The sequence below is a fragment of the Curtobacterium sp. AC272 genome (assembly GCF_979258155.1).
Map to the genome: position 1 here is coordinate 2653676 of NZ_OZ409838.1, position 25594 is coordinate 2679269.

The following is a 25594-nucleotide window of genomic DNA, read 5'->3' on the forward strand; positions in this document are numbered from 1 at the left end:
TCCTGCAGGACCGCGGCGCGGTCGCGCAGGGTGATCCAGACCTCGGGCCGGTCGGCGGCGTCGATGCGGTCGAAGGCGTCGCGGACGCGGTCCGCAGCGGCGCTCGCCGCGCTCACGCTCCCGCTCCGATCGCGGCCAGGACCTGCCCCGGTGCGACCTGGTCGCCCGGCTTGATGTAGACCTCCAACACGTGGCCTTCCACCGGTGCGTGCACCATCGACTCCATCTTCATCGCCTCCACGGCCAACAACTTCTGTCCCTCGTCCACCCGGTCACCCGGTCGCACGTCCACCTGCCACACCGTCGAGGTGAAGGGCGCGGTCACGGCCGTCGCCCCGGCGGGCAGGACGACCTCGTCCGCCACGACGGCGGCCGGTTCGTCGCGCACGTCGAACTCGCCGGAGGCTCGCCACCGCTCCTTCTCCTCGCCGAACGCTCGCGCTTGCTGCGCCCGGAAGTCCGCGATCGAGCCCGCGTTCGCCTCGAGGAAGCGGTTGTACGACGCGATCGAGAACTCGCCGTCGACGGTCTCGAACGAGCCCCGTCCGGCGTCGGTCTCGGCCCGCAGCTCGAGCAGCTCGTCGGCACCGACCGGGTACCACTCGATGCGATCGAAGAAGCGCAGCGCCCACGGGTCCTCCTGGAACAGCCCGCCGCGGCGGAACCGGTTCCAGATCTGCACGGTGCGCCCGACGAACTGGTAGCCGCCCGGCCCCTCCATGCCGTAAATGCAGAGGTACGCACCGCCGATCCCGACGGAGTTCTCGGCGGTCCAGGTGCGGGCCGGGTTGTACTTCGTGGTGACCAGGCGGTGCCGAGGGTCGAGCGGCGTCGCGACCGGGGCGCCGAGGTACACGTCGCCCAGGCCGAGCACGAGGTAGCTCGCGTCGAAGACGGTGCGGAAGACGTCGTCGACGCTCTCCAGACCGTTGATGCGCCGGATGAACTCGATGTTCCAGGGGTCCACGGTGCGTCGTTCCGCACGCCGTTCATGTACCGCTCGATGGCGAGGCGTGTGGCGGGGTCGTCCCACGACAACGGGAGCTTGACGGTGCGCGACGGCACGACGAGCTGGTCAGTGGGCGGGATCTCGTCCTCGAGTTCGCGGAGGAGCCCGGCCACGTCACGGGCCTTCAGGACCGACGCGTCGGTGTGCACTTGCAGCGAGCGGATGCCCGGGGTGATGTCGAGGACGCCCTTCGGCGCCTCCTGCTGCAGCTTCGTCATGAGCGCGTGCACGCGCATGCGCAGCGCGATGTCGAGCGTCATGTCGCCGTACTCGACGAGCACGTTGTCGTCGCCGTCGCGTCGGTAGGCGACGCTCGGACGGACGTCGGTCGCCTCCAGGCGGGTGATCACGCCGTCGTCGCCGTCGCCCCCGGTGCGGGGGACGGTCCGGGAGGCCCGGTTCGCCTCGAGCGCGGCGGCGTCGGCTTCGCGGACGGGGACGAACCGGACCGTGTCACCTGGTCGGAGTTGGCCCAGCTTCCACAGGTCGCCGCTGGCGACCACGGCGGGGCAGACGAAGCCGCCGAGCGAGGGCCCGTCCGGACCCAGGATGATCGGGGTGTCGCCGGTGAAGTCGATCGCACCGACCGCGTACGGGGTGTCGTGGATGTTCGAGGGGTGCAGACCGGCCTCGCCGCCGTCCGTCCGCGCCCACTCGGGTCGGGGCCCGATGAGCCGGATGCCGGTGCGCGCCGAGTTGTGGTGCACGCCGTAGTCGGTGGCGTAGAAGACGTCCAGGTCCGCGCGGGTGAAGAAGTCCGGGGCGGCGTGCGGCCCCTCGGTCACGGCGATCTCCCACGCGTCGGTGAGTGCCGTGCGGTGCTCGGCCGGGGTCGGACCGCCGACCAGGCCCAGGCGGGCGCCCCCGGGGAAGGCGGGGTGCGCCGCGTCGGAGTCCGGGGAGCCCGGCCGCAGGACGTCGCCGGCGAGCAGCGCGCGACCGGCGTGGCCGCCGAAGCCACCGAGCGTGAACGTGGCGGTGGAGCCGAGGTACGTGGGGACGTCGAAGCCGCCGCGGACGGCCAGGTAGGTGCGCAAGCCGGGCCCGGGGCCGTCCCGACCGCCAGGGTCTGTCCGGCGCCGACGTCGATCGGCTCCCAGAGCGGGACGGGGTCGCCGTCGAGGGTCGCGGGCGCCGGTGCGCCGGTGAGCGCGACGACGGCGGAGGTCGAGAAGCGCAACGTCGGACCCGTCGCCGTGATCTCGAGCGCGGGGGCGCCGTCGGGGTTGCCCACGGCGCGGTTCGCCTCGGCGAACGACGCGGCGTCGAACGGTCCGCTCGGCGGGACACCGACCTGCCAGTACCCGACCCGGCCGGGCAGGTCCTGGATCATCGTCATGGTGCCCGGGGCGATGACGTCGATGCGCGGGTCCGGGTCGTCGGTCTCGTCGAGCGTCGAGGTGGAGTGCGTGGCGGTGCGGAGCTCGAGGTCGTCGGTCAGGGCACGGAGCAGCCCGGCGTTCGTCACGATGCCGTCGATCCGCGTGGCGGCGAGGCCGTCGCGCAGCCGGTCGAGGGCGTCGTCGCGGGTCTCGCCGGTGGCGATGACCTTCGCGAGCATCGGATCGTAGAACGCCGAGACCTCGGAGCCGGTCTCGACCCAGCCGTCGACGCGGAGTCCGCTCGGGTCGCCGGACTCGGTGGTCGCGCTCGGGAACACCGCCTGGGTGACGAGGCCGCTGGAGGGCAACGAACCCTTCGCCGGGTCCTCGGCGTAGACGCGGGCCTCGATGGCGTGGCCGTTCGGGGTCCAGGTGCGGTCGAAGACGTCGTCGCCGATGCCGTCGGCGCCGTCACGGGCCAGGCGGAGCATGAGGTCGACGAGGTCGACTCCGAACACCTCCTCGGTCACCGGGTGCTCGACCTGCAGGCGGGTGTTCACCTCGAGGAACGACGCCTCTTCGCGCACCGGGTCGTAGACGAACTCGACGGTGCCGGCGCTGCGGTACCCGACGCTCGCGGCCAGGCGACGGGCGGACTCGTGCAGCTCGCTGCGGACGTGCTCGGGCAGCGCGGGCGCCGGGGCCTCCTCGATGACCTTCTGGTTCCGACGCTGCAACGAGCAGTCCCGGTCGCCGATCACCGCGACGCGCCCCTGGCCGTCGCCGAAGAGCTGGACCTCGACGTGCCGGGCCGGTCGCACCAGGCGTTCGAGGAAGATGCCGGCGGACCCGAAGGCCGCGGTGGCCGTGCGGGTGACGCTCGTGTACGCCGCGCGCACCTCGTCGAGGGTCGCGCACGCCTGCATGCCGATGCCGCCGCCGCCACCGGTGGCCTTGAGCATCACCGGCAGGCCGATGCGCTCGGCCTCGGCCACGGCGTCGTCGACGTTCTCGAGCAGGCCGGTGCCGGCGAGCATCGGGACCCCGGCAGCGGCGGCGAGCTCGCGGGCGGTGTGCTTCGCGCCGAAGCGGACGATCTGGTCGGCGGTCGGCCCGACGAACCGGATGCCGGCGTCCTCGCAGGCGCGGGCGAAGTCCGTGTTCTCCGACAGGAACCCGTAGCCGGGGTGGACCAAGCCGGCGCCGGTGTCCTTCGCTGCCTGCACCACGGCGTCGATGCGCAGGTAGGAGTCGCGGGCGGGCGCCGGGCCGAGGCGGACGGCGACGTCGGCTTCGCGGACGTGCGGCGCGGCCCGGTCGGCGTCCGAGTAGACGGCGACGGTGCGCATGCCGAGGGCCTTGGCGGAGCGGATCACCCGGCGGGCGATCTCGCCGCGGTTGGCGACGAGGACGGTGTCGGTGGAGAGCGCGGGTGGCTGGGGCACGGTGTCCTCCGTGTCGGGTGCGGCGATCACGGCTGGACCACGATCATGCGCAGCGGGGTGCAGGAGAAGTCGTTGCACGGGTTGTTCATCTGGGGGCAGTTCGACACGATGACGAGCACGTCGCGTTCGGCCCGGACGGCGACGCGCTTGCCCGGTGCGCTCATGCCGTCGACGATCCCGAGGGCGCCGTCGGCCTCGACCGGGACGTTCATGAACCAGTTGAGGTTCGAGACGATGTCGCGGGCGCCGAGGCCGTGCCGTCCGGCCTCGGCCAGGAAGTTCTCGCGGCAGCCGTGCTGGTACTGGGTGTGGTGGCCGTACCGCAGGGTGTTGGACTCCTTCGAGCACGCGCCGCCGATGGTGTCCTGCCGGTCGATCTCGTTGGCGACGACCGTCATGAGCGGGTGCCCCTCGTTCGACATCAGCACGGTGCCGGTGCGGACGTAGGCGTTCCCCTGGGCCGCGAGGGTGTCCGGGACGCTGTAGCGCTCGTCCGGGTCGTGCGCGTCGTAGACCAGGCAGTCGGCGCTCTGGTTGCCGCCGACGTCGACGATGGTGAGCACCTCGCCGGCGCGGACCACGGCGGACCACGGTGCGAGCGGGGCGACCCGGTCGTCGCGGACGACGTCGCCGGGCACGAGGGACTCGCTCCAGTCCAGGGCGACGTCGGGGGCGTGGACGGCGCCGACCGGGACGGTGGAGGTGCGGGTGTGCGTCGTCGTGTCGGGCATCAGAGGCCTCGTGCTTCCGCGTAGTCGATGGCGTTCAGGTAGGCGCGGGTGAGTTCGGGCGTCGCCGTGAACCGCTCGTCCGCGTCGGTCGTCGGTGCCCCACGCCAGGCGTGCACCCGGAGCGGGCCGACGGCGTACTCCGGCCGGGGGTCGATGGGGTGCGCGACGTTCGCGACGAGCACGAGCAGCGGCAGCTCGGCGACGAGGGTGACGTGGTGCCCGGCACCGGCCGACCCCGTAAAGGTCATCGCCCCCTCGTCGTCGATCCGGACGCCCTGGAAGAACGAGACGCTCGGCGGCAGGTCACGCCTCGTCAGCCCGTGCTTGGCGGCGGCCTTCGCGAAGAGCGACCGGCCGCTCGGGCTGGGCCCCTCGGGTGCCGCACCGCCGTACTTCCGCTCGTTCCAGGCGTCGGTCGACGTGCCGCAGAAGGCGTCGTGGTGCCCCGAGGTGTCCTCGACCACCGTCGCCAGGGCACGGCCGTCCCCGCTGAGCAGCGGCGTGCCGACGCCGAGGTAGGCCTGCCACGGGATCTTCTGCGTGTCGGCGACGTTCAACCGCTCCCACGGTTCGAGCGCGTTGAACACCAGGAGGTTGGCGCAGGCCTGCCCCGTCGGGTCGTCGAAGCGGAGACGAGAGCCCCTGGCCAGGACCTTGTGCGTGTACCCGCCGGGGGCCACCGTCTCTGCCCAGACGAGCTGTGCGCGGTCCACGCCGTCGGGGGCGAACGGTGACGTCGACGCCGGCAGGTACGGCATGTACTCGGACTGCGTCCCGGCCTGGGCGCGCGCATCGGAACGCGAGGCGAGCACGCTGTCGGTCTGGTGGAGGTCGCGCATGGGGTTCCTTCGGTCAGGCTTCGACGGTCGCGGTCGCGGTCGCGGAGGCGGGTGCCTGGACGGCGGGGACCGACGCGGTGGACGGGACCTCGGCGAGGGTGATCGGTCCGTGCGCACGGTGCCGCCGGGCCGACCACACCCAACCCACGAGCAGGACGGCGCCGATGAACAGCAGTGCGCTGTACTGCAGCCACCACGAGTTCCCGGTCAGGTCGTAGATCTCCGGGCGCGGCCAGATGAGGTTGACCGCCATGCCGATCTGGAAGGCGACGGCGAGGGCGTTGAGCGGGATGCCCCACCGGCCGAGTGTGAACAGCGGCTTGCCGTCCTCGTCCACGCCGGCGGGGAAGCCGGACCGTCGGAGCCGGATGCGTTGGACCAGCAGGGGGCCGGTGACGCCGAGGTAGGCCAGGTAGAGCATCGCGATGCACAGGCTGGACAGGGCGGTGAAGATCGCGGACTGACCGATGTTGACGGCGAGTGCGAGGCCGGCACCGACACCGACGACGATCGACGCGGCGATCGGCGTCCCGGTCCGGGGCGAGACCCGAGCGAGCGTGCGGTGGAAGGGCAGGGCCTTCTCGCGGGCCATCGAGTAGACCATGCGCGCACCGGCGGTCTGCACGGCGAGGGTGCAGGCGAACACGGCGACCGCGACGGTGCAGAGCAGCAGCCGGCCGAAGACGTCGCCGAGCGTCGAGGTGATCACCCAGGCGAGTCCCTGCGTCGCCAGCTTGCCGTCGGTCAGGCTCGGGGCGGCGACCAGGGCGCCGATGATGAGCAGCCCGCCGCCGAGGCCGGAGACGGTGAGCGCGCGGACGATGGTCTTCGGGGTGGTCCGGCGGGGGTTGTGCGTCTCCTCGGCGAGCTCACCGGCGGAGTCGAAGCCGACCATCACGTAGGCAGCCATCAGGGACGATGCCAGGAACGCCCAGACGTACGGTTCGGTGCTCGTCGAGCCGGCGGTCGTGAACACCACCGCAGGGCTGCGGTGCGGCAGCAGGAAGAGCGCGCCGATGAGCACGACGACGCCGATGATCTCGATCAGCACGCCGAAGCTCGTGACCCGCGCCATCAGCCGGACGCTCGTGATGTTCACCAGGGTCGTCACGACGAGCATCACGATGCCGAGCACCACCGCGTTCGCAGCACCGGTCGACGAGGCGAGGGAGGGTCGGCTCCGGGGCCGCCGACGACCTGGAACCCGTTCCAGATCGCAGGGAGCACGGCCTGCACCGCGATGGCTGCGACGGCCACGGTGAGGATCTGCCCGATGATCATCGTCCACCCGGTGAACCACCCGAAGCGCGCGCCCGCCAGACGACTGGACCACTGGAAGATCGCGCCCGAGATCGGCCACCGGGCGGCGAGCTGCGCGAAGTTCAGCGCGACGAGCAGCTGGCCGCCGAAGACGAGCGGCCAGGCCCAGAAGAACGCGGCACCGCCGAGTCCGAACCCGAGGCCGAACAGCTGGAAGACGGTGGTCAGGATCGAGACGAACGAGAACCCGGCCGCGAACGACGAGAACGAGCCGACCCCGCGGTGGAGTTCCTGCTCGTAGCCGAGTCGGGCGGAGCCCTGGGTGTCGACGGGGTCGACGCTGGACGTGGCGCGCGGTGCGTGGAGCGGTGACTCTGGAGAGCGCATGGCTGCAGACCTTTCGCGGAGTACCTGTCGGGCGACAGGTAGTGCGACCAGTGTCGTGCGGACCCGTGTCGCCGTCGTTGCCCGGCTGTTTCGGGCACGTGACGGAAGGGGCTCGCGTGTAAACGTTCGGAGTCGAGCGAGGAGCCCGGCGACACGTGTGGACAAGAGGGATCCAAACCGATGTAGATTGGATCCGTCAAGTCCGCCACCGCGAAAGGCACGTCGTGATCCAGACCGTCCTCGGCCCCGTCGAGTCGTCCGGGATCGGTGCGGTGTCGATGCACGAGCACCTGCTGACCGACGCGAGCGCCCTGCAGCGGCCCGGTGTCGAAGCGCTGGAACCGAGCCTCGCGGTCACCGCGGACCTGGCTGCCGCCCTGCGGTGGAGCCAGCTCGCACTCGCGGACAACCTGCGCCTCGACGACGTCGACCTGCTCGCCGACGAACTCCGCACCGCGCGGAGCAGCGGCCTCGGGCTCGCCGTCGACCTGAGCTCCCTCGGCTTCGGCCCCGACCACGCCCGGCTGCCCGACCTGTCACGGGCGAGCGGCGTCGGGATCGTCGCCGGCTACGGGGCCTACCTGCCACGACTGCTGCCCGAGTGGTACCTCGACCTGGACACCGACGGGCGACAGGGGCTCTTCGAACGGGCACTGACGGGCTCGGTACCCGGCACCACGTACCGCGCCGGGCTGCTCGGCCTGATGGGGACGACGACGGCGTTCGCGACCGCCGACGGACTCGAGGAACGCCGCAGTCTCACGGCGGCTGCACGAGCGGCGGCGACCACCGGCGCGGCCGTCGTCGTCCGGCTGGCCGCCGACGCCCGGAACGGCCTCGAGGTGCTCGCGCACGTCGTGGCCGAGGGGGTCGACCCGAGCCGGGTCGTGTTCTCGACCGTCGACGAGTTCCTCGACCTGCCCTACCTGCGCGACCTCGGCCAGGCAGGAGCCGTGCTCGAGCTCTGCTTCGGCAACGAGGGCTCGCACGTCGGTCGCATCCGCAACGCCAGCGATCCGCAACGGCTCGACGCCTTCCTGGCCCTGCGCGAGAGCGCCCCCGACACCCGCTGGGTCTTCGGTCACGCCACCTGGACGAAGGGCCAGCTCCGCCGGTACGGCGGACACGGCCTCGACCACCTGACCGCCCGGGTCGTCCCCGGCCTCCGCGCACTCGGCGTGCCCGACGAGGTCCTCACCCGGATCACGGTCGACGAGCCCGCTCGACTGCTCGACCGCCCCTGACCGAGCACCCCGACCCACCGCACCCACGTCCCACGGAGGAACCGTCATGAGAGACACGCTCGCACCCCTGGCCCCGCTCGAGCCGTTCCTCGTCGACGGTACCTGGACTGCACCCGACGGCGCCGAACTGCTCGACGTGCTCGACCCCGCCACCGAGGTGCTGCTCACCCGGGTGCCCCAGGCCGGTCCCGCCGACGTCGACGACGCCGTGGCCGCCGCGCGCCGGCGCACGAGGACCGCCGGTGGAGCGGGATGAGCCCGCACGACCGCAGCCGCATCCTGAACCGGGTCGCGGACCTGATCGAGGAGCGGCTCGAAGAACTCGCCGTGCTCGAGACCCGCGACAACGGCAAGCCGATCGAGCGCTCCCGCGCCGACACCGCGACCTCGGCCCGGGTGTTCCGCTACTACGCCGGCGCTCCCTCGCGCCTGACCGGCACGGTCGTCCCCGTCGACGGCGGAGCGCACCACGTGTACACGACCCTCGAACCGGTCGGCGTCGCGGCGCTCATCCTGCCCTGGAACTTCCCGATCATGACCGGCGCGTTCAAGCTCGCACCGGCGCTCGCCGCGGGCTGCACGGTGGTCGTCAAGCCGGCCGAGCAGACCCCGCTCACGATGCTCCGGGTCGCCGCGATCTGCGAGGAAGCCGGTGTGCCCGCCGGGGTCGTCAACGTCCTGACCGGCGACGGCCGGGTCGGTGCCGCGCTCACCGCGCACCCCGGTGTCGACAAGGTCTCGTTCACCGGCAGCACCGAGGTCGGCCGCAAGGTGATGACCGCCGCGAGTGCGGACTTCAAGCGCCTGACCCTCGAGCTCGGCGGCAAGAGCCCGAACATCGTGTTCGAGGACGCCGACCTCGACGCCGTCGTGCTCACCGCGATGCGTGCGTCGTTCGGGCACTCCGGCCAGATGTGCACCGCGGGCAGCCGCCTGCTCGTGCAGCGGTCGGTCCTCGACGAGGTCACCGAGCGCCTGGTCGCCGCCGTCCGGAAGGTCCCCGTCGGCGACGGGCTCGACGGCGGGATCACCGTCGGACCGCTCGTGTCCGAGGAGCAGCGGCAGCAGGTGCTCGGGTACATCGCGCAGGGCAAGGCCGAGGGGGCGACGGTCGCGGTCGGCGGCGGCGTGCCCGAGCGCCCGGGCTACTACGTCGAGCCGACGCTCTTCACCGGCGTCTCGAACACGATGACCATCGCGCGCGAGGAGATCTTCGGGCCCGTCGTCGGTGTCATCCCGTTCGAGGACGAGGACGAGGCGATCGCCATCGCGAACGACCAGACGTACGGCCTCGCCGCCGGGGTCTGGACCCGTGACCTGTCCCGCGCCCACCGGATGGGCCAGCGGCTGCACGCCGGCACCGTGTGGGTGAACACCTACAACCTGTTCGACCCGGCACTGTCCTTCGGCGGGGTCGGCGAGTCCGGCCTCGGCCGCGACCTCGGCGAAGAGGCCCTGCGCGCGTTCTGCGAGTCGAAGAGCGTCGTCATCGCGCTCTGAGGTCGCGACCGGTGCCGCCGCCGTCGTGCCTGCCGAGCGCGGGCACCGCGGCGAGCTGCAGGGCGGCGAGGACGACGAGCGCCCACCCGGAACCGACCGCCGACACCAGGACCCCGCCCACGAGTGAGCCGACGGCGTAGCCCGCGCTGGTGACGGCCGAGAAGACGCCGACGCCGGTGGCCCGGGTGCGGTCGTCGAGCGTCCGGGTGCTCAGGATCGTGAGCGTCGGGAAGAGCGGCGAGTACCCGGCACCGACCAGGACGGCACCGGCGGCCGCGGTCGGGAAGTCGTGTGCGACCGCGAGGACGGCCAGCCCTGTGGCGAGGACGACCAGGGCTCCTCGTGCGGTGCGGACGGGCCCGATCCGGTCCGGCAGTCCGCCGAGGAGCAGTCGCACCCCGACGACGCTCGCTGCGAAGACCGTGAAGACGTTCGCGGCCCCGGTCAGTCCCTGCGCGCCGACGCCCTGCCCGACCAGGTGCTGGATGAGGAACGCGATCATGAAGCCCTCGGCCGCCCAGGCCACGAGTCCCGCCGCACCCGGTCGTACGACGGCCCGCAGCACCGCCGCGAGACCCGCACCGGCCGGTCGTGCCGGGCTGCGGTGCACCGGAGCCGATCCGCCCCGCGTGAGCAGTGCCACTCCGAGCCCGGCGAGCTGGATGCCGATCGTGACGACCCACACGATGCGGTGTCCGGCCGACTGGTACAGGTTCTCGCCGACCACGGGCCCCAGGGCGAGACCGATCCAGACGGCGAGCCCGAACAGGCCGAGTGCGCGGCTCCGCTGGGTCACCGGGACCTCGGCGACGACCCAGGCAGTCAGGGCGGTGGCGGTGGCCGCGTTGCCGGCGCCGAAGACGAGCCGGCTGACCGCGAGGCTCGGGACGCTCAGCGCGACGAGCACGATGCCGAGTCCGGCCGCCGCCAGCAACCCGGCACCGAGGAGGACGCGTCGTGGACCGAGCCGGTCGCTCAGGATGCCGGCGAGTGGCATCGCGCCGATCGCCACGAACCCCGCGAGCGACACGAGCAGCCCACCGACGGCGGGGTCGGCGCCGAGCTGGTCCGTCGCCACCCGTGGCACCACCGGGGTGCTCGCACCGTTGACGACGTAGCCGGCGGTCGACGCCACGACGAGGAGCCAGAACGCGGTCCCCCGCGTGCCGGTCTCGGCGAGCGGTCTCACTCCCCGGCTCGGCGGGGGCGGCACTCCAGGCTGAGCCAGAGCTCGAAGCAGGCGCTCCGCGACAGGGCGGTCGCACCGATCGACGCGCGGCCCATCCGACCGACGTCCGGTCCGAAGACGTCGAACAGCAGGTCGCTGGCCGCGTTCGACACCTGGTTGAGCTGCTCGAACCCGGGCGGGCAGAGGACGAAGCACAGCCCGCGGGACAGCGCAGTGACCTCGTCGAGTGAGCCGAGGGCGTAGCGGATCATGCCGAGGGCGTTGACCGCGGTGTAGCGGGCCGCTTCACGAGCCTGCTCGAGGGTGATGTCGACCCCGACCGACCCCGGGTGCAGCATCGTGCCGTCCCGTGACTCCGGGGTCATGCCGCTCAGCTCCAGCAGGTCCCCGGTGCGGTGGAACGCGCGGAGCGAGCTGCCGTACCGGCCACCGTAAGGCGGGTTCGCGTAGTCCGGGATGACGAGTCCGAGTTCCTGCGCGCGGGCTTCAGCGGAGTGCTCCATGGCTCAACAGTATCCGGCGGTGGCGGTAATGGATACAACCTGTTTATGATGGGATCCATTCAGCGTCCGGGGGTGACGCGAACGAGGAAGGACCCGCGACATGACGATCGGTCTCGAGGACGGCACGATGGCCGCCCAGGCAGTGACGGCGATCGACGTCGCCGCCGAGCGGTCCCGCACCGCCGGCACCGCGGGGCGCCACTACTTCAACGCGGCCGGCGCGGGCCTGGTCAGCGACGGCGTCCTGGAGGCAGTGGTCACCCACCTGCGCCGGGAACAGCGGGTGGGTGGGTACGAAGCCGCCAACCAGGTCGCCGACGAGGTCGCCGGCGTCTACACCGCGGCCGCCACCCTGCTCGGGTCGGCGCCGGACGAGATCGCCCTGTTCGACAGCGCCACGAGCGGCCTGCGCGGTGTCTTCGACGCGTTGCGGCTCGGCGCCGGGGACACGGTCGTCGCACCCCGCTCGAGCTACGTCAGCCAGGCGCTCCGGTTGTTGGCCATGCAGCGGCACGACGACGTACGGCTCGAGGTCGTGCCGAGCGACGCCACCGGTGCCATGGACCTCGAGGCCCTGGATCGCGCCGTCGCCGGAGCGAGCGGCCGTGTCGTCGTGAGCGCGGTGCACGTGCCGACCTCGTCCGGCCTCGTCGAACCGATCGCTGAGATCAGCGCCGTCGCTCGTCGCCACGGCGCCCTGACCGTCGTCGACGCCACGCAGTCAGTCGGCCAGATCGACATCGACGTGCGCGCCGTCGACTGCGACGCCCTCGTCACCACCGGCCGGAAGTTCCTGCGTGGGCCGCGCGGCACCGGGATCGCCTACCTGCGCCGCGGGATGCTCGAGGGCGTCGGTGCGTGGGCGCCGGATGTCCGCGGAGCCGTCTGGACCGGCGAGGATGAGTGGACGATGGACGGCACCGCGCGACAGCTCGAGACGTGGGAGTGCTCCGTCGCCGCACGGCTCGGCCTCGGAGTGGCGCTGCGCGAGGCCCTCGACCGCGGGCCGTCGGCGACCGAGGCGCACCTGGTCGGCCTCGGCGCCCACCTGCGCACCGCGCTCGACGCCGTGGACGGCGTCACCGTGGCGGACCCGTCCGCGTCAGCGTCCGCGATCGTCACCTTCACGGTCGACGGCGTCGCCGGCAAGGAGGTCTCGGCCCGGCTCCGGCAGCGCCGCATCGACTCGATCTCCGTCCCCGCGAGCCACGCGCAGTGGGACCTGGGCGCCCGCGGCCTGCCGAGCGTCGTCCGCGTCTCGCCGCACGTGTACAACGACGACGAGGACGTCCGGGTCCTGCTCGAGGGCGTCGCGGACGTCGTCGCCGAGGTCCGCGCGTGACGGCCGTGCACGACGTCGTCGTCCTCGGACTCGGCATCCACGGATCCGCCGCCACGTACGAGCTCGCGCGCCGCGGCCTCGACGTCGTCGCGGTGGAGCGCTTCGCGCCGGGACACGAGCGCGGCTCGTCGCACGGCGCCACCCGGATGATCCGCCGCGCCTACCCACACCCGGTGTGGAACGACCTCGTCGACCGTGCGTACCGCGGGTGGGACCGCTGGGGCACCGCAGCCGGCGCGCCCTTCCTGCACCGGACCGGTGGACTGTACGCGCACCGGGGCGAGCCGACGATGCAGGGTGGGGCGAGCCTCCCGGTCGACCGCGCAGCCTGGCCGACGCTCGCGCCCTCGCTGCGTCCGCCCGAGTCGTACGGCGCGGTCCACGACCCCGACGCCGGTGTGCTCGAGGCCGCGCGGGCACTCGCTTTCGCGCAGTCCGCCGCCGCGGCGGCCGGTGCCGACCTGCGGTACGGCGAGACCGTGCTCGACTGGCAGGTCGACGACGGCGTCGTCACCGTCCGGACCGACGCCGGCAGTGTCCGCGCGCGACGGCTCGTGCTCGCCGGCGGCGCCTGGGCGTCGCAGCTGGTACCCGAGGCCGCCGCGTTCTTCGAGGTCTGGCGCATCGTCACGCTCACCGCGCCGACGGGGCAGACCGTGGCGCAGCCGCCCGCGCTCGGGTGCTTCTCGGTCGACCTGCCGGAGGGGCTCGTCTTCGGGCTCCCGGAGACCGCCGGATCCGGCGCGAAGATCGGCATCGACGCCGGACCCGTGTGGGACCCGGACGTGCCCGTCGCACCGCCGACCGAGGCCGAGGTCGCGCACCTGGCCGAGCTCCTCGAAGGGTTCGTCCCCGGCATCGTCACCGCCGGTGCCCAGGCCGTCGCCTGCCTGTACACGATGACCCCGGACAAGCGGTTCGTCGTCGGCGCCCTGCCCGAGCAGCCCGAGGTGCTCCTCGCCGCGGCCTGCTCCGGCCACGGCTTCAAGTTCGGGCCGGCGATCGGTGCGGCCGTCGCCGACCTGGTGCAGGGCATCGACCGCCCCGACCTCGCGTTCCTCAGCCCCGCACGGATGGTGACCACCGCATGACCGCCCCAGCAGCACCCTCCACCCGACGCGTCGCCGTCGCCGCACCGCACCCCGCCGCCCTCGACGCTGCGTCCGAGGCGGTCGCGGCCGGCGGGGACGCCATCGACGCCGCGCTCGCGGCGGCCACGGCACTGACCGTCGTCTACCCGCACCAGTGCAGCATCGGCGGGGACCTCGTCGCCCTCGTCCGTCGGCCAGGACGGCCCGTCGTCGCCGTGGTCTCCGCCGGCGCCGCACCGGGTGGCATCGACGTCGCGGCGCTCGCGCAGCACGACCGGATGCCCCGGCAGGGCGCCCAGACCGTCACGGTCCCCGGCGTCGTCGCGGGATGGCAGGCGATCGACGCACTCGGCGGCCGGCTCGGGCTCGCCGACCCGTTGACCCGCGCAGCACGACTCGCGGCCGACGGGGTCCCCGTCTCCGCCGGACTCGGCCGTGCGATCGCGGTCCGGACCGACGAGCTCCACGCCGACCCCGGGATGCGCGAGGTCTTCACCGACGACACCGGGGCGCTCCTGGCCGAAGGCGACCCGCTCGTGCAGCCGGCACTCGCCGCGACCCTGACCGAACTCGCTGCCGACCCGGGCGCGATGTACCGGGGACGGATCGCCGCCTCGATCACCGCTCGGCTGCGGGAGCTCGGCGGTGCACACACCGAGGCCGACTTCGCCGCGCACGACGCCGAGCTCGTCGAGCCCCGCGGCACGACGATCGGCGGTGCCCGATGGTGGGTCGCTCCGCCACCCACGCAGGGCGTCGTGCTGCTCGGGATCCTGCCGGAAGCACTCGCTGGCGGCAGTGAGCACGGCACCGCGACCTCCGCGACCGCCGACCTCGTCGACGCCGTGCACCGTGCCGCACTCGTCCGTCAGGCGGAACTCGGCGACCCCCGCGGCGGCTCCATCGACGTCGCGGCCATGCTCGACCCACGCGACTCCGGTCGGGTCGGAGCACTGCCCCGCGCCGGCCGTGCCCTCGGCGACACGGTCGCGGTGACCGCTGCGGACAGCGACGGCACCGTCGTCACGCTCATCCAGAGCGTCTACCAGCTCTTCGGCTCCGGCATCCTCGACCCGGGGACGGGCGTGGTGCTGCACAACCGCGGCTCCGCCTTCAGCACCGACCCCGCACACCCCGCCCACGTCGGACCGGGCCTGCGACCGCCGCACACCCTGTTGCCGGTGATCGCCGAGACGGACGACCTGGTGCTCGGCCTCGGCTGCCAGGGCGGCAGCGCCCAGCCGTGGATCCTCGCCCAGCTCGCCCGTGACCTGGTCGCCGCGGGCAGCGACCCCGACGAGGTCCTCGGCCGACCGCGGTTCGTGATCGGTGCGCGCGACCTCGGGCACGAGGTAATGACGCTCGTCGCCGAACCCGGCTCCGAGGACGCGATCGCCGCGGCTGAAGCCCTCGGCCTGCCGGTCGCCCGCACCGACGGCCCCGTCGACGAGGCCGGGCACGTCCAGACCGTCCGGCTGCACGCCGACGGACACCTCGACGCCGCGAGCGACCCCCGCGCGGACGGCCGCGCCGTCGTCCTCGACGCCCACTGACCGCACGATCCACCCGAGAAGGAAGCCCATGAGCAGCACCCACGTCCTCGATCCGCTGACCTCCGTCGAGATCGCCTCCTTCGTCACCGCCGTCCGTGCCTCCGGGCGCATCGGGGACCGGCCGCGCTTCTGGGGGATCGCGCTCGACGAGGAGAAGGCCAGGGGCACGACCGCCGGTGGCGCCCGTCCGGTGCGGATCGTCGTGATGGACCCGGACGCCCACGCCGCGTGGGAGGTGCGCGGGTGGACCGCCGGCCCGGACTCGCCCGCGATCGTCGAGCTGTGGACCGACGTGGACCACCGTCGCCCCGGCGTCTCGAGTGACGAAGCACGGCTCATCGCGCAGGCCGCACGGAAGTCGCCGCTCATCATCGAGGCGCTCGCGAAGCGCGGGATCACCGACACGTCGCTCGTCTGGGTCGACCCGGAGTCGATCACGGGCTTCGTGCCCGAGGACCTCGCCGACCGCCGCCTGAGCTGGGGCACGGTCTGGTACCGCGAGTTCCCCGAGGACAACGGCTACGCACGGCCTGTCGCCGGGCTCGTCCCGATCCTCGACCTCGACACCCTCGAGGTCATCCGGATCGAGGACCACGGCGTCATCCCGATGGCGAGCGAGACCGGCGTCTACACCTCCGGCACCTGGGGTCCCGACCGCGAGGTCTCCGCGCTCGACATCGTCCAGCCGAACGGTCCCGGCTTCACGATCGACGGGCACGAGGTCCGCTGGCAGAACTGGACGTTCCGCGTCGGCTTCTCGCACCGCGAGGGGCTCGTGCTGCACGACCTGTCCTACCGTGACGGCGACGTCGAGCGACCGGTGCTGCACCGTGCGGCCGTCAACGAGATGTACGTACCGTACCTGGACAGCGACCCGACCGCGTACCGGAAGAACTTCTTCGACTGGGGCGAGTACGGCGCCGGCCCGCTCACGGCGAGCCTCGAGCTCGGTTGCGACTGCCTGGGGAGATCCGCTACTTCGACGTCGACTTCCTGGACGGCCACGGCGAACCGCAGACCATCGTCAACGGCATCTGCCTGCACGAGGAGGACGACTCGATCCTCTGGAAGCACGTCAACACCCGCACCGGCAGCGCCGAGGTCCGTCGCAACCGCCGACTCGTGATCTCGAGCTTCGCGACCGTGGCGAACTACGACTACGGCTTCTACTGGTCGCTGTACCAGGACGGCTCCGTCGAGCTCGAGGTCAAGCTCACCGGCCTGATGTCGGTGTCCGGCATCGCCGACGGCGAGACCCCGCGGTACGGCCGGATGGTCGCACCGAACGTGCAGGCCCCGACGCACCAGCACTACTTCGCCGTCCGGCTCGACACCGCCGTCGACGGGCCGTTGAACCGGCTGGTCGAGGTGCACGCCGAGCCCGAGCCCGACGAGGCCCTGAACCCCTACGGCAACGCCTGCATCGCGGTCGAGACGCCGATCGGTTCCGAGGCCGACGGCGCCCGGATGACCGACCCGGCCCGCGCGCTGCACTGGCGCATCGAGAGCGAGTCCGCGCAGAACCGCTACGGCGAGAGCACGGCCTACCGCCTGGCGGTCCAGAACACCGCGCAGCTGCACGTCCGCCCCGGCAGCATCGTCGAGCGGAAGGCGCCGTTCGTCGCGAAGCACCTCTGGGCGAGCGTCTTCGACCCCGAGGAGCGCTTCATCGCCGGCGAGTACCCGAACCAGGGCGAGCTCGGTGACGACGGGGTGCACGTCTGGCAGCAGGCGGACCGGTCCCTCGAGAACGAGCGCCTCGTGCTGTGGCCCGTCCTCGGCGTGCACCACTTCCCGCGGCCCGAGCAGTGGCCGATCATGCCCGTCGACACGATCGGCTTCCGGCTCGAACCGGACGGCTTCTTCGACCGGAACCCCTCGCTCGACGTCCCGCCGTCGGCGACCGACCACTGCGCGCCGGGCGCCGGCCACGACCACGACCACGCGGCGCACGACCACGCGGTGCACGACCACCACGCCGACGCCGCGCACGACGGGCACGTCCACGCCGAGCAGCAGCACGACCACGAGGGCGGCCGCTGATGCCCGCGCCCGAGCACACCGCGGAGCACCTCGCCGACTGGTCCGCCGTCCGCCTGGCCGACGCCGTCGCGAACCGCGAGGTGTCGGCGGTGGAGGTGATGCGCGCCCACCTGGACCGGATCGAGGAACGCAACCCGCGCCTCCAGGCCGTCGTCTCCCAGCAGCCCGACTCGGTCTCGTTGGCCGCGGCAGAAGCGGCGGACCGCCGCACCGCCGAGGCACGCGCCGCGGGCGAACCGCTCCCGCTCCTGCACGGCCTGCCCACCGCGGTGAAGGACCTGATGGACGTCGCCGGCCTGCCGACCACGAACGGGTCGGCGGCGTTCGCCGACGCGCGCCCCGCCGAGCACGACAGCGTCCTCGCGACGCTGCTCCGCGACGCCGGCGCGATCATCATCGGCAAGACGAACACGCCGGAGATGGGCCAGGGCGTCCTGACCTTCAACCCGGTGTTCGGCACGACCGTGAACCCGTGGGACACCTCGCGGCACGCGGGTGGGTCCAGTGGTGGTGCCGCATCGGCGCTCGCCGGGCGGATCCTGCCGATCGCCGACGGCTCCGACAGCGGCGGGAGCCTGCGCTACCCGGCCGCGTTCTGCAACGTCGTCGGCGTGCGGCCCAGCCCGGGCCGGGTGCCGAGCGGCCGGACCGGCAACGCCTGGACGCCGCACGGCGTCACCGGTCCGATGGCGCGTGACTCCGCCGACGCCGCACGCTTCATGCAGGCGCTCGCCGTCGAGAAGACCGTCTGGCCGATGTCCGCCATGACCCAGCACCCGGTCCGACCGGTTGACCTCGACGGCCTGCGCGTCGCGTGGAGCGACGACGCCGGCGGCCTGCCGATCGACCCGGCCGTGCGTGCCGTGCACCGGGCGTTCGCCGAGCAGCTCGCCGGGCTCGGAGCGGTCGTCGAGGCGGACGAGCCCGACTTCGCGGGTGCCGACGAAGCGTGGGAGACCATCGAGACGTTCGAGTTCTTCCTGGGTGGCCGGCACGCCGTCGACGCCGGTGCCACCGGGTTCCGCCCGGACTACGTCCGGAACGTCGAGCAGGGGCGCGCCACCACGGCGGCGCAGCTCGCCGATGCGTACGAGCGTCGGACCCGGATGTACCGGGACACGGCTGCGGTGCTCGACCGGCACGACGTGCTCGTGCTGCCGGCGACGCCGGTGGTCGCACCGCCGGCCGAGGTCGAGTGGGTCGACGAGGTCGACGGCCACCGCTTCGACCGCTACTTCACGTGGCAGATGCTCGCGAACCGGCTGACGTTGACGGCGCACCCGGTCGTGGTGACCGCGGCCGGGTTCACGCCCGAGGGGCTGCCGGTCGGCGTGCAGGTCGTCGGGCGGTACGGCCGCGAGGCCCAGCTGCTCGCGGTGACGCGCGCGATCGAGGAGGCCACCGGCTGGATCCGGCGGGCGCCGGTCCTGTAGACGGCCGGCGTGGCCCGGTCGGGAGGCGCGGGTCGGCCCCGCCCCGTCGGTGCGGCGCTGAGCGGCCCGGTCTCTCGTGCCGCGTTCGCTGGTCGCGCCGGGTCAGCCGGTGAAGACGGTGGACGAGCGGCGCTCGTACCAGTGCGCCAGGTGCTCGCCGGCGCGCAGGACGTGGTCGCGCATGAGCTCGGCGGCGCGCTCGCGGTCGCCGGCGACGAGCGCCTCGATGAGCTCCTCGTGCTCGCGGAAGTTCTCCTCGCGGTGCCGGGAGTTCTCGCGGAGCACCAGGGCCGAGACGTTCCGGGGGAAGGCGTCGTTGATCTCGACGAGCATCCGGGTCAGCCGGGTGTTGCCGGAGGCCTGGTAGATGAGCCCGTGGAACTGGTCGTTGTCGCTGCCCTCGCGCTGCTTCGGCTGCTCGCCCTCGGCCGCCGCCAGGGAGCGCTCGTACATCGCCTGGTTCACCGAGCGGAGCTGCGCGATCGTGGCGTCGTCGAGTCGGTCGACGGCCCGACGGGCTGCGAGCGACTCGAGCTCGGCGCGGACCTCGTAGGCCTCGCGGACCTCCCACGGCACCGGCACCCGGACCACCGCGCCACGGTTCGGCACGACCTCGATGAGGCCGCCGGTCTGCAGCTGCCGGAGCGCTTCGCGGACCGGCGTGCGGCTGATGCCGAACTGCGCGGCGAGGTCGGCCTGGCGGAGCGGTGCGCCGATGGGGATCTCGCCGGACATGATCTTCGCGCGGATCCGGGCGGCGAGGTCGTCGACGAGTGCGTTGCCGTCGCTGGTGGTCACGTCGTGGTCTCCCTCGGTACGTCGTCACAGCGAACCCCCGCTGCGGATCCAATCCTGCCAGGTGTTGGATCCCGTTGCCGTATCCGACTCGCTCGTGATTGGATCCAATCATGTCCGTGTTGCTCGTCGTCATGCTCGTCGCAGCCGTCGGTGCGCTCGGGCTCGGCGTCGCTGGCGGGCGACGGGTCGGGCCGGTCGCACTCGTCGCCGAGGCGGTGATGCTCGTCGCGATGCTCGACATCCACGTGCCGGCGCTCCACGTGGTGCCGGCGCCGTTCTGGGCACTCCTGCTCGGTGGATGCGCGATGGGGACGGCTGCGGTGGACCGGTGGCGTCGCCGGAGTCGCCCCGGTGGTGACCATCTGCACGCGCTCGGGATGCTCCTCGGCGCGGTGTTCGTGCTGCTCGCAGGTGGCCATGCCGGTGCTGGTGCCGGCGCAGGGCACTCCACGGTGCAGTGCTGCTGCCGGTCGGGGTGGCGGTCGCGGTGCACGCCGGTGTGGTGCTGTGGAACGTCGTCGGCGGCCGGGTGCCGCGGGTCGAGTCCGTGCGCCGGGCGGCGTCACTGGTGAGCGTGCTGGCCATGGGCGCGATGGTCGTCGTGCACTGAGCTGGCGCGGCGGGGGTGCGTCGCGCCTCCAGGCTGGGTGTCTCGCGTCCCAGTGCTACCAAATTGGATCCAATTCTGGCATTATCGGATCACATGTGCGGGAGTTCCGCCCCACGAGCCGCCGAGGAGGAGACGCCCACGATGATCATCGACGCCTACAACACCACGCAGGACCGCCGCGGCCGCAGTGACTACCTGAGCGGGGTGCGCCCGGGCGAGGAGCCGCCGGCGTACACGCCGTTCGACGCGAACCGGATCCTCGACCGCATGGACGCCGCGGGGGTCGACCGCGCCATGGTCTGCTCGCTCGCGCAGGGGATCGAGAACGACTTCCTGATGGACCTGGTCGCCGCGCACCCGGACCGGCTGTTCGGCTTCGGCCAGGTCATGCCGCAGTGGGAGAACGCGACCGACGAGATCCGTCGCTTCGCCGAGGGCGGGCTGGTCGGCCTGAAGCTGCACCCCAGCCTGCACGGCTACCACGTCGCGGACCACGGCCTGCTCGACCCGCTGTTCGAGGTCTGCGCCGAGCTCGGCCTGCCCGTGCTGATCAACGCACTCGACGACGCGTTCTGTGCACCGTTCTCCATCGAGGAGATCGCGAGGAACTTCCCGACGGTGCCGACGATCATCGCCCACATGGGTGCGGTGTGGAACGTGCCCGAGGCGATCATCGTCGCCGAGCGGAATCCGCACGTCTACCTCGAGACCTCGGCCACCCTGATGTCCGACGTCAAGCGGGCGTACGCGCGCCTCGGCGCGGAGAAGATCCTGCTCGGGTCGGAGTGGCCGGGCAGCGACTTCGACCTCGAGCGCATGAAGATCGCGAAGGCGATCCCGGACGAGGCCGATCGGGCCCTGGTCGAGGGTGGCAACATGGCGCGGATCCTGGGCTGGTCGTGAGCAGCGGCTCGCCCGCGTCTGACCGACCGGTGCTCGCCGGCCCGCCGTCCGGGATGGGCGCCGCGGACCAGGAGCTGCTCCGGATCGCGACCGACGTGCTCGACCGGCGGTACCGCACGGGGGTGCACGAGGTCGCCGCGGCACTCCGGCTCGCCGACGGCAGTGTGGTCACCGGGCTGCACGTCGAGGCATCGGCCGGTCGCGCGTCGGTCTGCGCCGAGTCCGCTGCGCTGAGTGCGGCCGTCGTCGCCGGGTCGCCGGTGGTGTCGGTCGTGGGTGTGCTCCGCAGGCCGGGCGGGACGATGCACCTGATCGAGCCGTGCGGGGTCTGCGCGGAGCTGCTCGGTGACCACGCGCCCGACGCCCGGGTGTGGGTCGCGGTCGGGAACGGGTTCGGGCCGGTCGGGGTCGCCGAGCTGCTGCCCTTCCGGCGGCGGCGGAGCGCGCGGGCGGCGGCTGGAGCGGTGACGGCGCCCGCGGGGACACCGCCCGGTTCGGCGACACCGCCCGGTTCGGCGACACCTGAGGTTTAACACCGCGGAAACACCCCGGACCCCTGCGGTGCCGGATCCCGTCAGAGGATGACGGCGTCGGCGCGCACCGGTCCCCACCCGCTGCACGATCCGTCCCGGAAGGAACCACCAGCATGCTCGCCGTCTCCGGCAACCCCGTCCTGATCGTCGTCGACATCCAGGGCGGAGCTGCCTCGACGATGCCCACGCCCGGCATCCCCGTGATGGGCGGCCGTGCCGAGCGCGCACCGCGCGTCCGTGACCTCATCGAGCACTGCCGCTCCTCGGGTGTGCCCGTCGTCTTCATCCAGGAGGTCCACAAGCCGGACCTCGTCGACATCGGCCGTGAGCTCGACGGCGCCGAGGGCCCGCACTGCATCGAGGGTGAGGAGCAGACCGAGCTGGCCTCGTGGATCGACCCTCGGCCCGAGGAGTTCGTCATCCGCAAGCGGCGCTACTCGGCGTTCTTCGGCACCGAGCTCGAGATCGTGCTCAAGGCGTACAAGGCCGGCACCGTCCTGCTCGTCGGCGGACTCACCGACGTCTGCATCCACTACACGGCGGCCGACGCCCACCAGCACGACTACGCCGTCCGGGTCCTCACCGACTGCGTCGCCGGGTCGAGCGAACGCGCGCACGACGCGGCACTGGAGGCGATCGGGTACCTGCAGCGGGACGCCCTGGTGACCGCTGCGGACGTGCGCACCTGGCTCGACGAGCGGGAGCCCGTCGGTGTGTGAGGCGGCCGGCCGGTCCGCGCGGCTCGTCGTCGGGCACGTCCGGACGATGGACCCCGGGGTGCCGACCGCCGAGGCCCTGCTCGTCGTCGGCGACCGGATCGCGGCGGTCGGGACGCTCGATGACGTGCGGGCGGCGGCTCCGGAGGGCACGGCCGAGGACCACGTCGAGGGCACCGTCCTGCCGGGGTTCACCGACGCGCACGCGCACGCGCAGCGCGCCGGACTCAAAGCGCTGCAGCTCGTGGACGGCGACGCCGACGCAGCGACGTTCTCGGCCGCGATGCTCGCCGACGGCGACGCGGACCCGGACGCCCCGGACTGGATCGGGGACGCACCGCCGACGCTCGGGGACCGGCTCGCCGCGATCCGCCGCATCCAGCCGCTGCTGCACGCGATGGGGTTCACCGGTGTCGTCGACCCGGCCGTCACGCTGCCCGAGCTCGAGGGGTACCGGGAGGCGCACCGGCAGGGACTCCTGACCCTGCGCGTGGTCGCGATGCCCTACCCCGAGCTCGGCAGTGCAGCGGTTCCCGACGTCGATGCGGCCCTGGCGGTGCTCGACTCGATCGACGGCGTGACCGGTGACGGCGACGACCGCCTCCGGCTCGGCCCGGTCAAGGTCTACTACGACGGCGAGGGCATGAAGGGGCAGGCGCTGCTCGAACGGCCCTGGACCGGCGACGACCACGGCGTGCAGCGGATCTCGGCGGCTGACTTCGCCCGCCTTGCCGCGTCGTGCGTGGCCTCGGGGTGGGGGCTCGGTGTCCACGCGGTGGGCAGCCGAGCGGTCGCCGAGGTGCTCGACGGGCTCGAGGCAGCGGAACGGGACACGGGGCGATCGGTCGCCGGACTCCGCTGCCAGCTCATCCACGCGTACCTCGAGCCGAGCGTCGCGAGCGCTGACCGTGCGGCACGCCTCGGTGTCGTGGCGTCGCTGCAGCCCTCGATCGCCTGGAAGAACGCCGCCGGGCTGCAGCGCCGGCTCGGCAGCCGTGTCGACGAGGTCAACCCGATGCGGACCTGGGCCGACGCCGGTGCCACGGTCGCCATGGGCTCGGACGCGCCGTACTTCCCCTTCGACCCGCGTGAGGTGGTCCCCGTCGCCGCGGCCCGTCGGATGCGCGGCCTCGACGAGCCGATCGGCCCGGCACAGGCGCTCTCGGTGCTCGAGGCGGTCGAGGCCTACACGCGCGGTGCGGCACACGCGTCCTTCGCCGAGGACCGTCGCGGCGTGCTGCGCGCCGGCGCCCTGGCGGACTGGGTGCTGCTCGACGTGGACCCGGCCGCGTGCACGGTCGACGAGTTCGCCGCGGCGCGGGTCCTGCGCACCGACGTCGGCGGCGTGACGGTCTTCGACGCCGCAGCTCGTCCCGGGCAGATGTAATCCACTCGAAACACAGTTGGATGCGGATTGTTCTAAATTGGATCCAAGTTGGACCCGCCCTGGGACTGACTCCCTGGCATCACCCCGAATCCCACTGGAGGACAGCACCATGGTGAGGAAGCGCATCCTCGTCGGCGTCGCGTTGGCGACCGCCGTCGGACTCTCCCTGAGCGCGTGCACCGCGTCCGGCTCCGCTGACGGCGGCGACAGCTCGTCGAGCACCGACACGATCAACGCAGAGCTCTGGTACGCCCCGGCGACCTTCGACCCCGCGAAGGCCTCGGCCAGCTCGGACGTCGAGGTCGCACGACTCGGCTTCGACACCCTGCTCCGGCAGGGCGAGGGCGACGACGGCGGCTACATCGGCGGGCTCGCGACGAAGTGGGACGCCGAGTCGGCGTCGAAGTACGAGTTCACGATCCGCGACGGCGCCACGTGCTCCGACGGCACCGAGATCACGCCGACGGTCGTCGAGAAGTCCTTCGAGTACCTGGTCGGGCTCGACGACTCGGGTGCGCAGACCTGGAAGAACCAGGCCTTCGGCTCGGGTGACCCGGAGTTCACCGCCGACGACGCCGCCGGCACGCTGACGATCTCGCTCAGCGAGCCGTACTCGCAGCTGCTCGGCGGCCTGACCCGCCCCGGTACCGGGATCATCTGCCCGGCCGGTCTCGCCGACACGAAGGGCCTCGCGGCCGGCACCGTCGACGGCGCCTGGTCCGGCCCGTACACGCTCGCGAAGTCCTCGGCCGGCAAGAGCGTCTCCTACGCGCTGCGGTCCGACTACGAGGCCTGGCCGGCGTGGAAGACCGTCACCGGTGAGCCGGCCAAGACGATCAACCTGACCGTGCAGGGCGACTCGAACACGAGCGCCAACCTGCTGCAGTCCGGCGGTGTCGACGTCGCACGCTTCTACGACTCGAACGCCGAGCGCTTCAGCGGCGACGACTACTCCACCGTGCAGTTCGCCAGCTCGGCCTACAACCTCGTGTTCAACGAGGCAGAGGGCTCCGGCTCGGTGTTCGCCGACGACCAGCCGCTCCGTGCCGCGGTCGCCCAGGCGATCGACACGAAGGGGTTCAACAACGCCGGTCTCGACGGACTCGGGGTCGAGCAGAACACGGTGAACGCGGCGAGCTACCGCTGCGCGGTGGACGACTCGTCGCTCGTGCAGTCCTACGACGCGAAGGCCGCGACGAAGGAGCTCACGGGCAAGACGATCCGCCTGCTCATCATGTCGAACTGGGACCCCGCCGCCGACTTCCTGGCGGAGTCGCTGCGGAACGCCGGTGCGACCGTGAAGGTCTCGGCACCGGACCCTGCCGACTGGACCAAGCAGATGCGCACCGAGCCCAAGACCTGGGACGTCGCCGTGGCGGCCGAGGACGCGCAGACCGGGCTGATCAACACCTCGATCGCGCGCTACGTCGGACCGACCTACGCCGAGGGCGGCACGAACGTGTCCTCGAGCGACAACCCCGAGGGACTCGCGGCCTACCAGGCGGCGATGGCCACGTCGGACGCCGACCAGCAGTGCGAGGACTTCGCCACCGCGCAGAAGTCGATCCTCGAGCGCGTCGACATGACCCCGCTCATCACGGACACGCACCGGTACGTGGCCCGCAAGGGCTTCGAGACCCACGTGTTCTCGGGCTACTGGGACGTCTCCGCGATGCGGATCGTCTCCTGATCGCCTGACCGAACGAGCACCACGCACCACGCAACGCGCACCACCGCACCACCCCAGCCCGGACCG

The 25594-nt window shown here is 72.6% G+C and carries 18 protein-coding genes and 3 pseudogenes; 14 read left to right on the forward strand and 7 right to left on the reverse strand.

Translation table 11 applies throughout. The features are described from left to right. Positions 1 to 112 precede the first annotated feature (112 nt). The 4 genes and pseudogenes from uca to ACZZ0J_RS13645 all read right to left on the reverse strand — a co-directional run bounded on the left by uca (position 113) and on the right by ACZZ0J_RS13645 (position 6993). Positions 113 to 3806: pseudogene (uca, locus tag ACZZ0J_RS13630) on the reverse strand (urea carboxylase). Further along, positions 3803 to 4507 (reverse strand): urea amidolyase associated protein UAAP2, encoded by a 705-nt coding sequence (locus tag ACZZ0J_RS13635; RefSeq protein WP_463437383.1) that lies wholly within the window; start codon positions 4505 to 4507, stop codon positions 3803 to 3805. The pseudogene uca and the gene ACZZ0J_RS13635 overlap by 4 nt, the downstream one beginning before the upstream one ends. After that, the gene (locus ACZZ0J_RS13640; RefSeq protein ID WP_463437384.1) at positions 4507 to 5346 is read right to left on the reverse strand and encodes an urea amidolyase associated protein UAAP1; all 840 of its coding nucleotides are present in this window, start codon (positions 5344 to 5346) and stop codon (positions 4507 to 4509) included. The genes ACZZ0J_RS13635 and ACZZ0J_RS13640 overlap by 1 nt, the downstream gene beginning before the upstream one ends. Positions 5347 to 5359: 13 nt before the next feature. Continuing rightward, positions 5360 to 6993: pseudogene (locus tag ACZZ0J_RS13645) on the reverse strand (APC family permease). Positions 6994 to 7217: 224 nt separating this feature from the next. Here ACZZ0J_RS13645 and ACZZ0J_RS13650 point away from each other — a divergent pair. From ACZZ0J_RS13650 to ACZZ0J_RS13660, 3 genes are read left to right on the forward strand one after another with little or no spacing between them, the layout of a single operon-like run. Then, positions 7218 to 8237: a phosphotriesterase family protein gene (locus ACZZ0J_RS13650; RefSeq protein ID WP_463437386.1), complete on the forward strand. Its 1020-nt coding sequence runs from the start codon at positions 7218 to 7220 to the stop codon at positions 8235 to 8237. A gap of 46 nt (positions 8238 to 8283) precedes the next feature. Continuing rightward, positions 8284 to 8493 carry a hypothetical protein gene (locus tag ACZZ0J_RS13655; protein WP_463437388.1) on the forward strand — a complete coding sequence of 70 codons (210 nt, stop codon included), beginning with the start codon at positions 8284 to 8286 and terminating at the stop codon, positions 8491 to 8493. Next, the gene (locus ACZZ0J_RS13660) at positions 8490 to 9737 is read left to right on the forward strand and encodes an aldehyde dehydrogenase family protein (protein WP_463437389.1); all 1248 of its coding nucleotides are present in this window, start codon (positions 8490 to 8492) and stop codon (positions 9735 to 9737) included. Before ACZZ0J_RS13655 ends, ACZZ0J_RS13660 begins: the two co-directional genes overlap by 4 nt. Here ACZZ0J_RS13660 and ACZZ0J_RS13665 read toward each other — a convergent pair. Beyond that, positions 9724 to 10926 (reverse strand): MFS transporter, encoded by a 1203-nt coding sequence (locus tag ACZZ0J_RS13665; protein ID WP_463437391.1) that lies wholly within the window; start codon positions 10924 to 10926, stop codon positions 9724 to 9726. The genes ACZZ0J_RS13660 and ACZZ0J_RS13665 overlap by 14 nt on opposite strands. Next, the gene (locus ACZZ0J_RS13670) at positions 10923 to 11429 is read right to left on the reverse strand and encodes a RidA family protein (RefSeq protein ID WP_131844897.1); all 507 of its coding nucleotides are present in this window, start codon (positions 11427 to 11429) and stop codon (positions 10923 to 10925) included. The genes ACZZ0J_RS13665 and ACZZ0J_RS13670 overlap by 4 nt, the downstream gene beginning before the upstream one ends. 100 nt (positions 11430 to 11529) lie before the next feature. On the opposite strand from ACZZ0J_RS13670, the gene ACZZ0J_RS13675 reads away from it, so the two are divergent. From ACZZ0J_RS13675 to ACZZ0J_RS13695, 5 genes and pseudogenes are all read left to right on the forward strand, one after another. Continuing rightward, entirely contained in the window at positions 11530 to 12771 is a 1242-nt protein-coding gene (locus tag ACZZ0J_RS13675) for an aminotransferase class V-fold PLP-dependent enzyme (protein WP_463437393.1), read from the forward strand. After that, the gene (locus tag ACZZ0J_RS13680) at positions 12768 to 13862 is read left to right on the forward strand and encodes an FAD-dependent oxidoreductase (protein ID WP_463437395.1); all 1095 of its coding nucleotides are present in this window, start codon (positions 12768 to 12770) and stop codon (positions 13860 to 13862) included. Before ACZZ0J_RS13675 ends, ACZZ0J_RS13680 begins: the two co-directional genes overlap by 4 nt. Continuing rightward, positions 13859 to 15415, forward strand: a complete 1557-nt coding sequence (locus tag ACZZ0J_RS13685; RefSeq protein ID WP_463437397.1) for a gamma-glutamyltransferase — start codon at positions 13859 to 13861, stop codon at positions 15413 to 15415. The genes ACZZ0J_RS13680 and ACZZ0J_RS13685 overlap by 4 nt, the downstream gene beginning before the upstream one ends. 205 nt (positions 15416 to 15620) lie before the next feature. Further along, positions 15621 to 17458: pseudogene (locus ACZZ0J_RS13690) on the forward strand (primary-amine oxidase). Next, positions 17458 to 18891 (forward strand): amidase, encoded by a 1434-nt coding sequence (locus ACZZ0J_RS13695; protein ID WP_463437398.1) that lies wholly within the window; start codon positions 17458 to 17460, stop codon positions 18889 to 18891. Before ACZZ0J_RS13690 ends, ACZZ0J_RS13695 begins: the two are co-directional and overlap by 1 nt. Before the next feature lie 102 nt (positions 18892 to 18993). Here ACZZ0J_RS13695 and ACZZ0J_RS13700 read toward each other — a convergent pair whose 3' ends face one another. Then, positions 18994 to 19689 (reverse strand): GntR family transcriptional regulator, encoded by a 696-nt coding sequence (locus tag ACZZ0J_RS13700; protein ID WP_263054853.1) that lies wholly within the window; start codon positions 19687 to 19689, stop codon positions 18994 to 18996. 110 nt (positions 19690 to 19799) lie between these two features. On the opposite strand from ACZZ0J_RS13700, the gene ACZZ0J_RS13705 reads away from it, so the two are divergent. From ACZZ0J_RS13705 to ACZZ0J_RS13730, 6 genes are all read left to right on the forward strand, one after another. Then, positions 19800 to 20261 carry a hypothetical protein gene (locus ACZZ0J_RS13705; protein WP_463437401.1) on the forward strand — a complete coding sequence of 154 codons (462 nt, stop codon included), beginning with the start codon at positions 19800 to 19802 and terminating at the stop codon, positions 20259 to 20261. Between the two features lie 179 nt (positions 20262 to 20440). Continuing rightward, positions 20441 to 21202 (forward strand): amidohydrolase family protein, encoded by a 762-nt coding sequence (locus tag ACZZ0J_RS13710; protein ID WP_133938734.1) that lies wholly within the window; start codon positions 20441 to 20443, stop codon positions 21200 to 21202. Then, the gene (locus ACZZ0J_RS13715) at positions 21199 to 21735 is read left to right on the forward strand and encodes a cytidine/deoxycytidylate deaminase family protein (RefSeq protein ID WP_463437404.1); all 537 of its coding nucleotides are present in this window, start codon (positions 21199 to 21201) and stop codon (positions 21733 to 21735) included. The genes ACZZ0J_RS13710 and ACZZ0J_RS13715 overlap by 4 nt, the downstream gene beginning before the upstream one ends. 113 nt (positions 21736 to 21848) lie before the next feature. Next, positions 21849 to 22454 (forward strand): cysteine hydrolase family protein, encoded by a 606-nt coding sequence (locus ACZZ0J_RS13720; RefSeq protein ID WP_111086471.1) that lies wholly within the window; start codon positions 21849 to 21851, stop codon positions 22452 to 22454. After that, on the forward strand, positions 22447 to 23838 hold the full coding sequence (locus tag ACZZ0J_RS13725; protein WP_463437407.1) for an amidohydrolase: 1392 nt from the start codon (positions 22447 to 22449) through the stop codon (positions 23836 to 23838). The genes ACZZ0J_RS13720 and ACZZ0J_RS13725 overlap by 8 nt, the downstream gene beginning before the upstream one ends. Before the next feature lie 109 nt (positions 23839 to 23947). Continuing rightward, entirely contained in the window at positions 23948 to 25528 is a 1581-nt protein-coding gene (locus ACZZ0J_RS13730; protein ID WP_463437408.1) for an ABC transporter substrate-binding protein, read from the forward strand. Positions 25529 to 25594: the final 66 nt, after the last annotated feature.

Excerpts from the sequence above, each read along its gene's own strand:
- ACZZ0J_RS13635 (WP_463437383.1), bottom strand. The coding sequence starts at position 4,507 with ATGCCCGACACGACGACGCACACCCGCACCTCCACCGTCCCGGTCGGC.
- ACZZ0J_RS13640 (WP_463437384.1), bottom strand. The coding sequence starts at position 5,346 with ATGCGCGACCTCCACCAGACCGACAGCGTGCTCGCCTCGCGTTCCGAT.
- ACZZ0J_RS13655 (WP_463437388.1), top strand. The coding sequence starts at position 8,284 with ATGAGAGACACGCTCGCACCCCTGGCCCCGCTCGAGCCGTTCCTCGTC.
- ACZZ0J_RS13660 (WP_463437389.1), top strand. The coding sequence starts at position 8,490 with ATGAGCCCGCACGACCGCAGCCGCATCCTGAACCGGGTCGCGGACCTG.
- ACZZ0J_RS13670 (WP_131844897.1), bottom strand. The coding sequence starts at position 11,429 with ATGGAGCACTCCGCTGAAGCCCGCGCGCAGGAACTCGGACTCGTCATC.
- ACZZ0J_RS13675 (WP_463437393.1), top strand. The coding sequence starts at position 11,530 with ATGACGATCGGTCTCGAGGACGGCACGATGGCCGCCCAGGCAGTGACG.
- ACZZ0J_RS13685 (WP_463437397.1), top strand. The coding sequence starts at position 13,859 with ATGACCGCCCCAGCAGCACCCTCCACCCGACGCGTCGCCGTCGCCGCA.
- ACZZ0J_RS13695 (WP_463437398.1), top strand. The coding sequence starts at position 17,458 with ATGCCCGCGCCCGAGCACACCGCGGAGCACCTCGCCGACTGGTCCGCC.
- ACZZ0J_RS13705 (WP_463437401.1), top strand. The coding sequence starts at position 19,800 with ATGTCCGTGTTGCTCGTCGTCATGCTCGTCGCAGCCGTCGGTGCGCTC.
- ACZZ0J_RS13710 (WP_133938734.1), top strand. The coding sequence starts at position 20,441 with ATGATCATCGACGCCTACAACACCACGCAGGACCGCCGCGGCCGCAGT.
- ACZZ0J_RS13720 (WP_111086471.1), top strand. The coding sequence starts at position 21,849 with ATGCTCGCCGTCTCCGGCAACCCCGTCCTGATCGTCGTCGACATCCAG.
- ACZZ0J_RS13730 (WP_463437408.1), top strand. The coding sequence starts at position 23,948 with ATGGTGAGGAAGCGCATCCTCGTCGGCGTCGCGTTGGCGACCGCCGTC.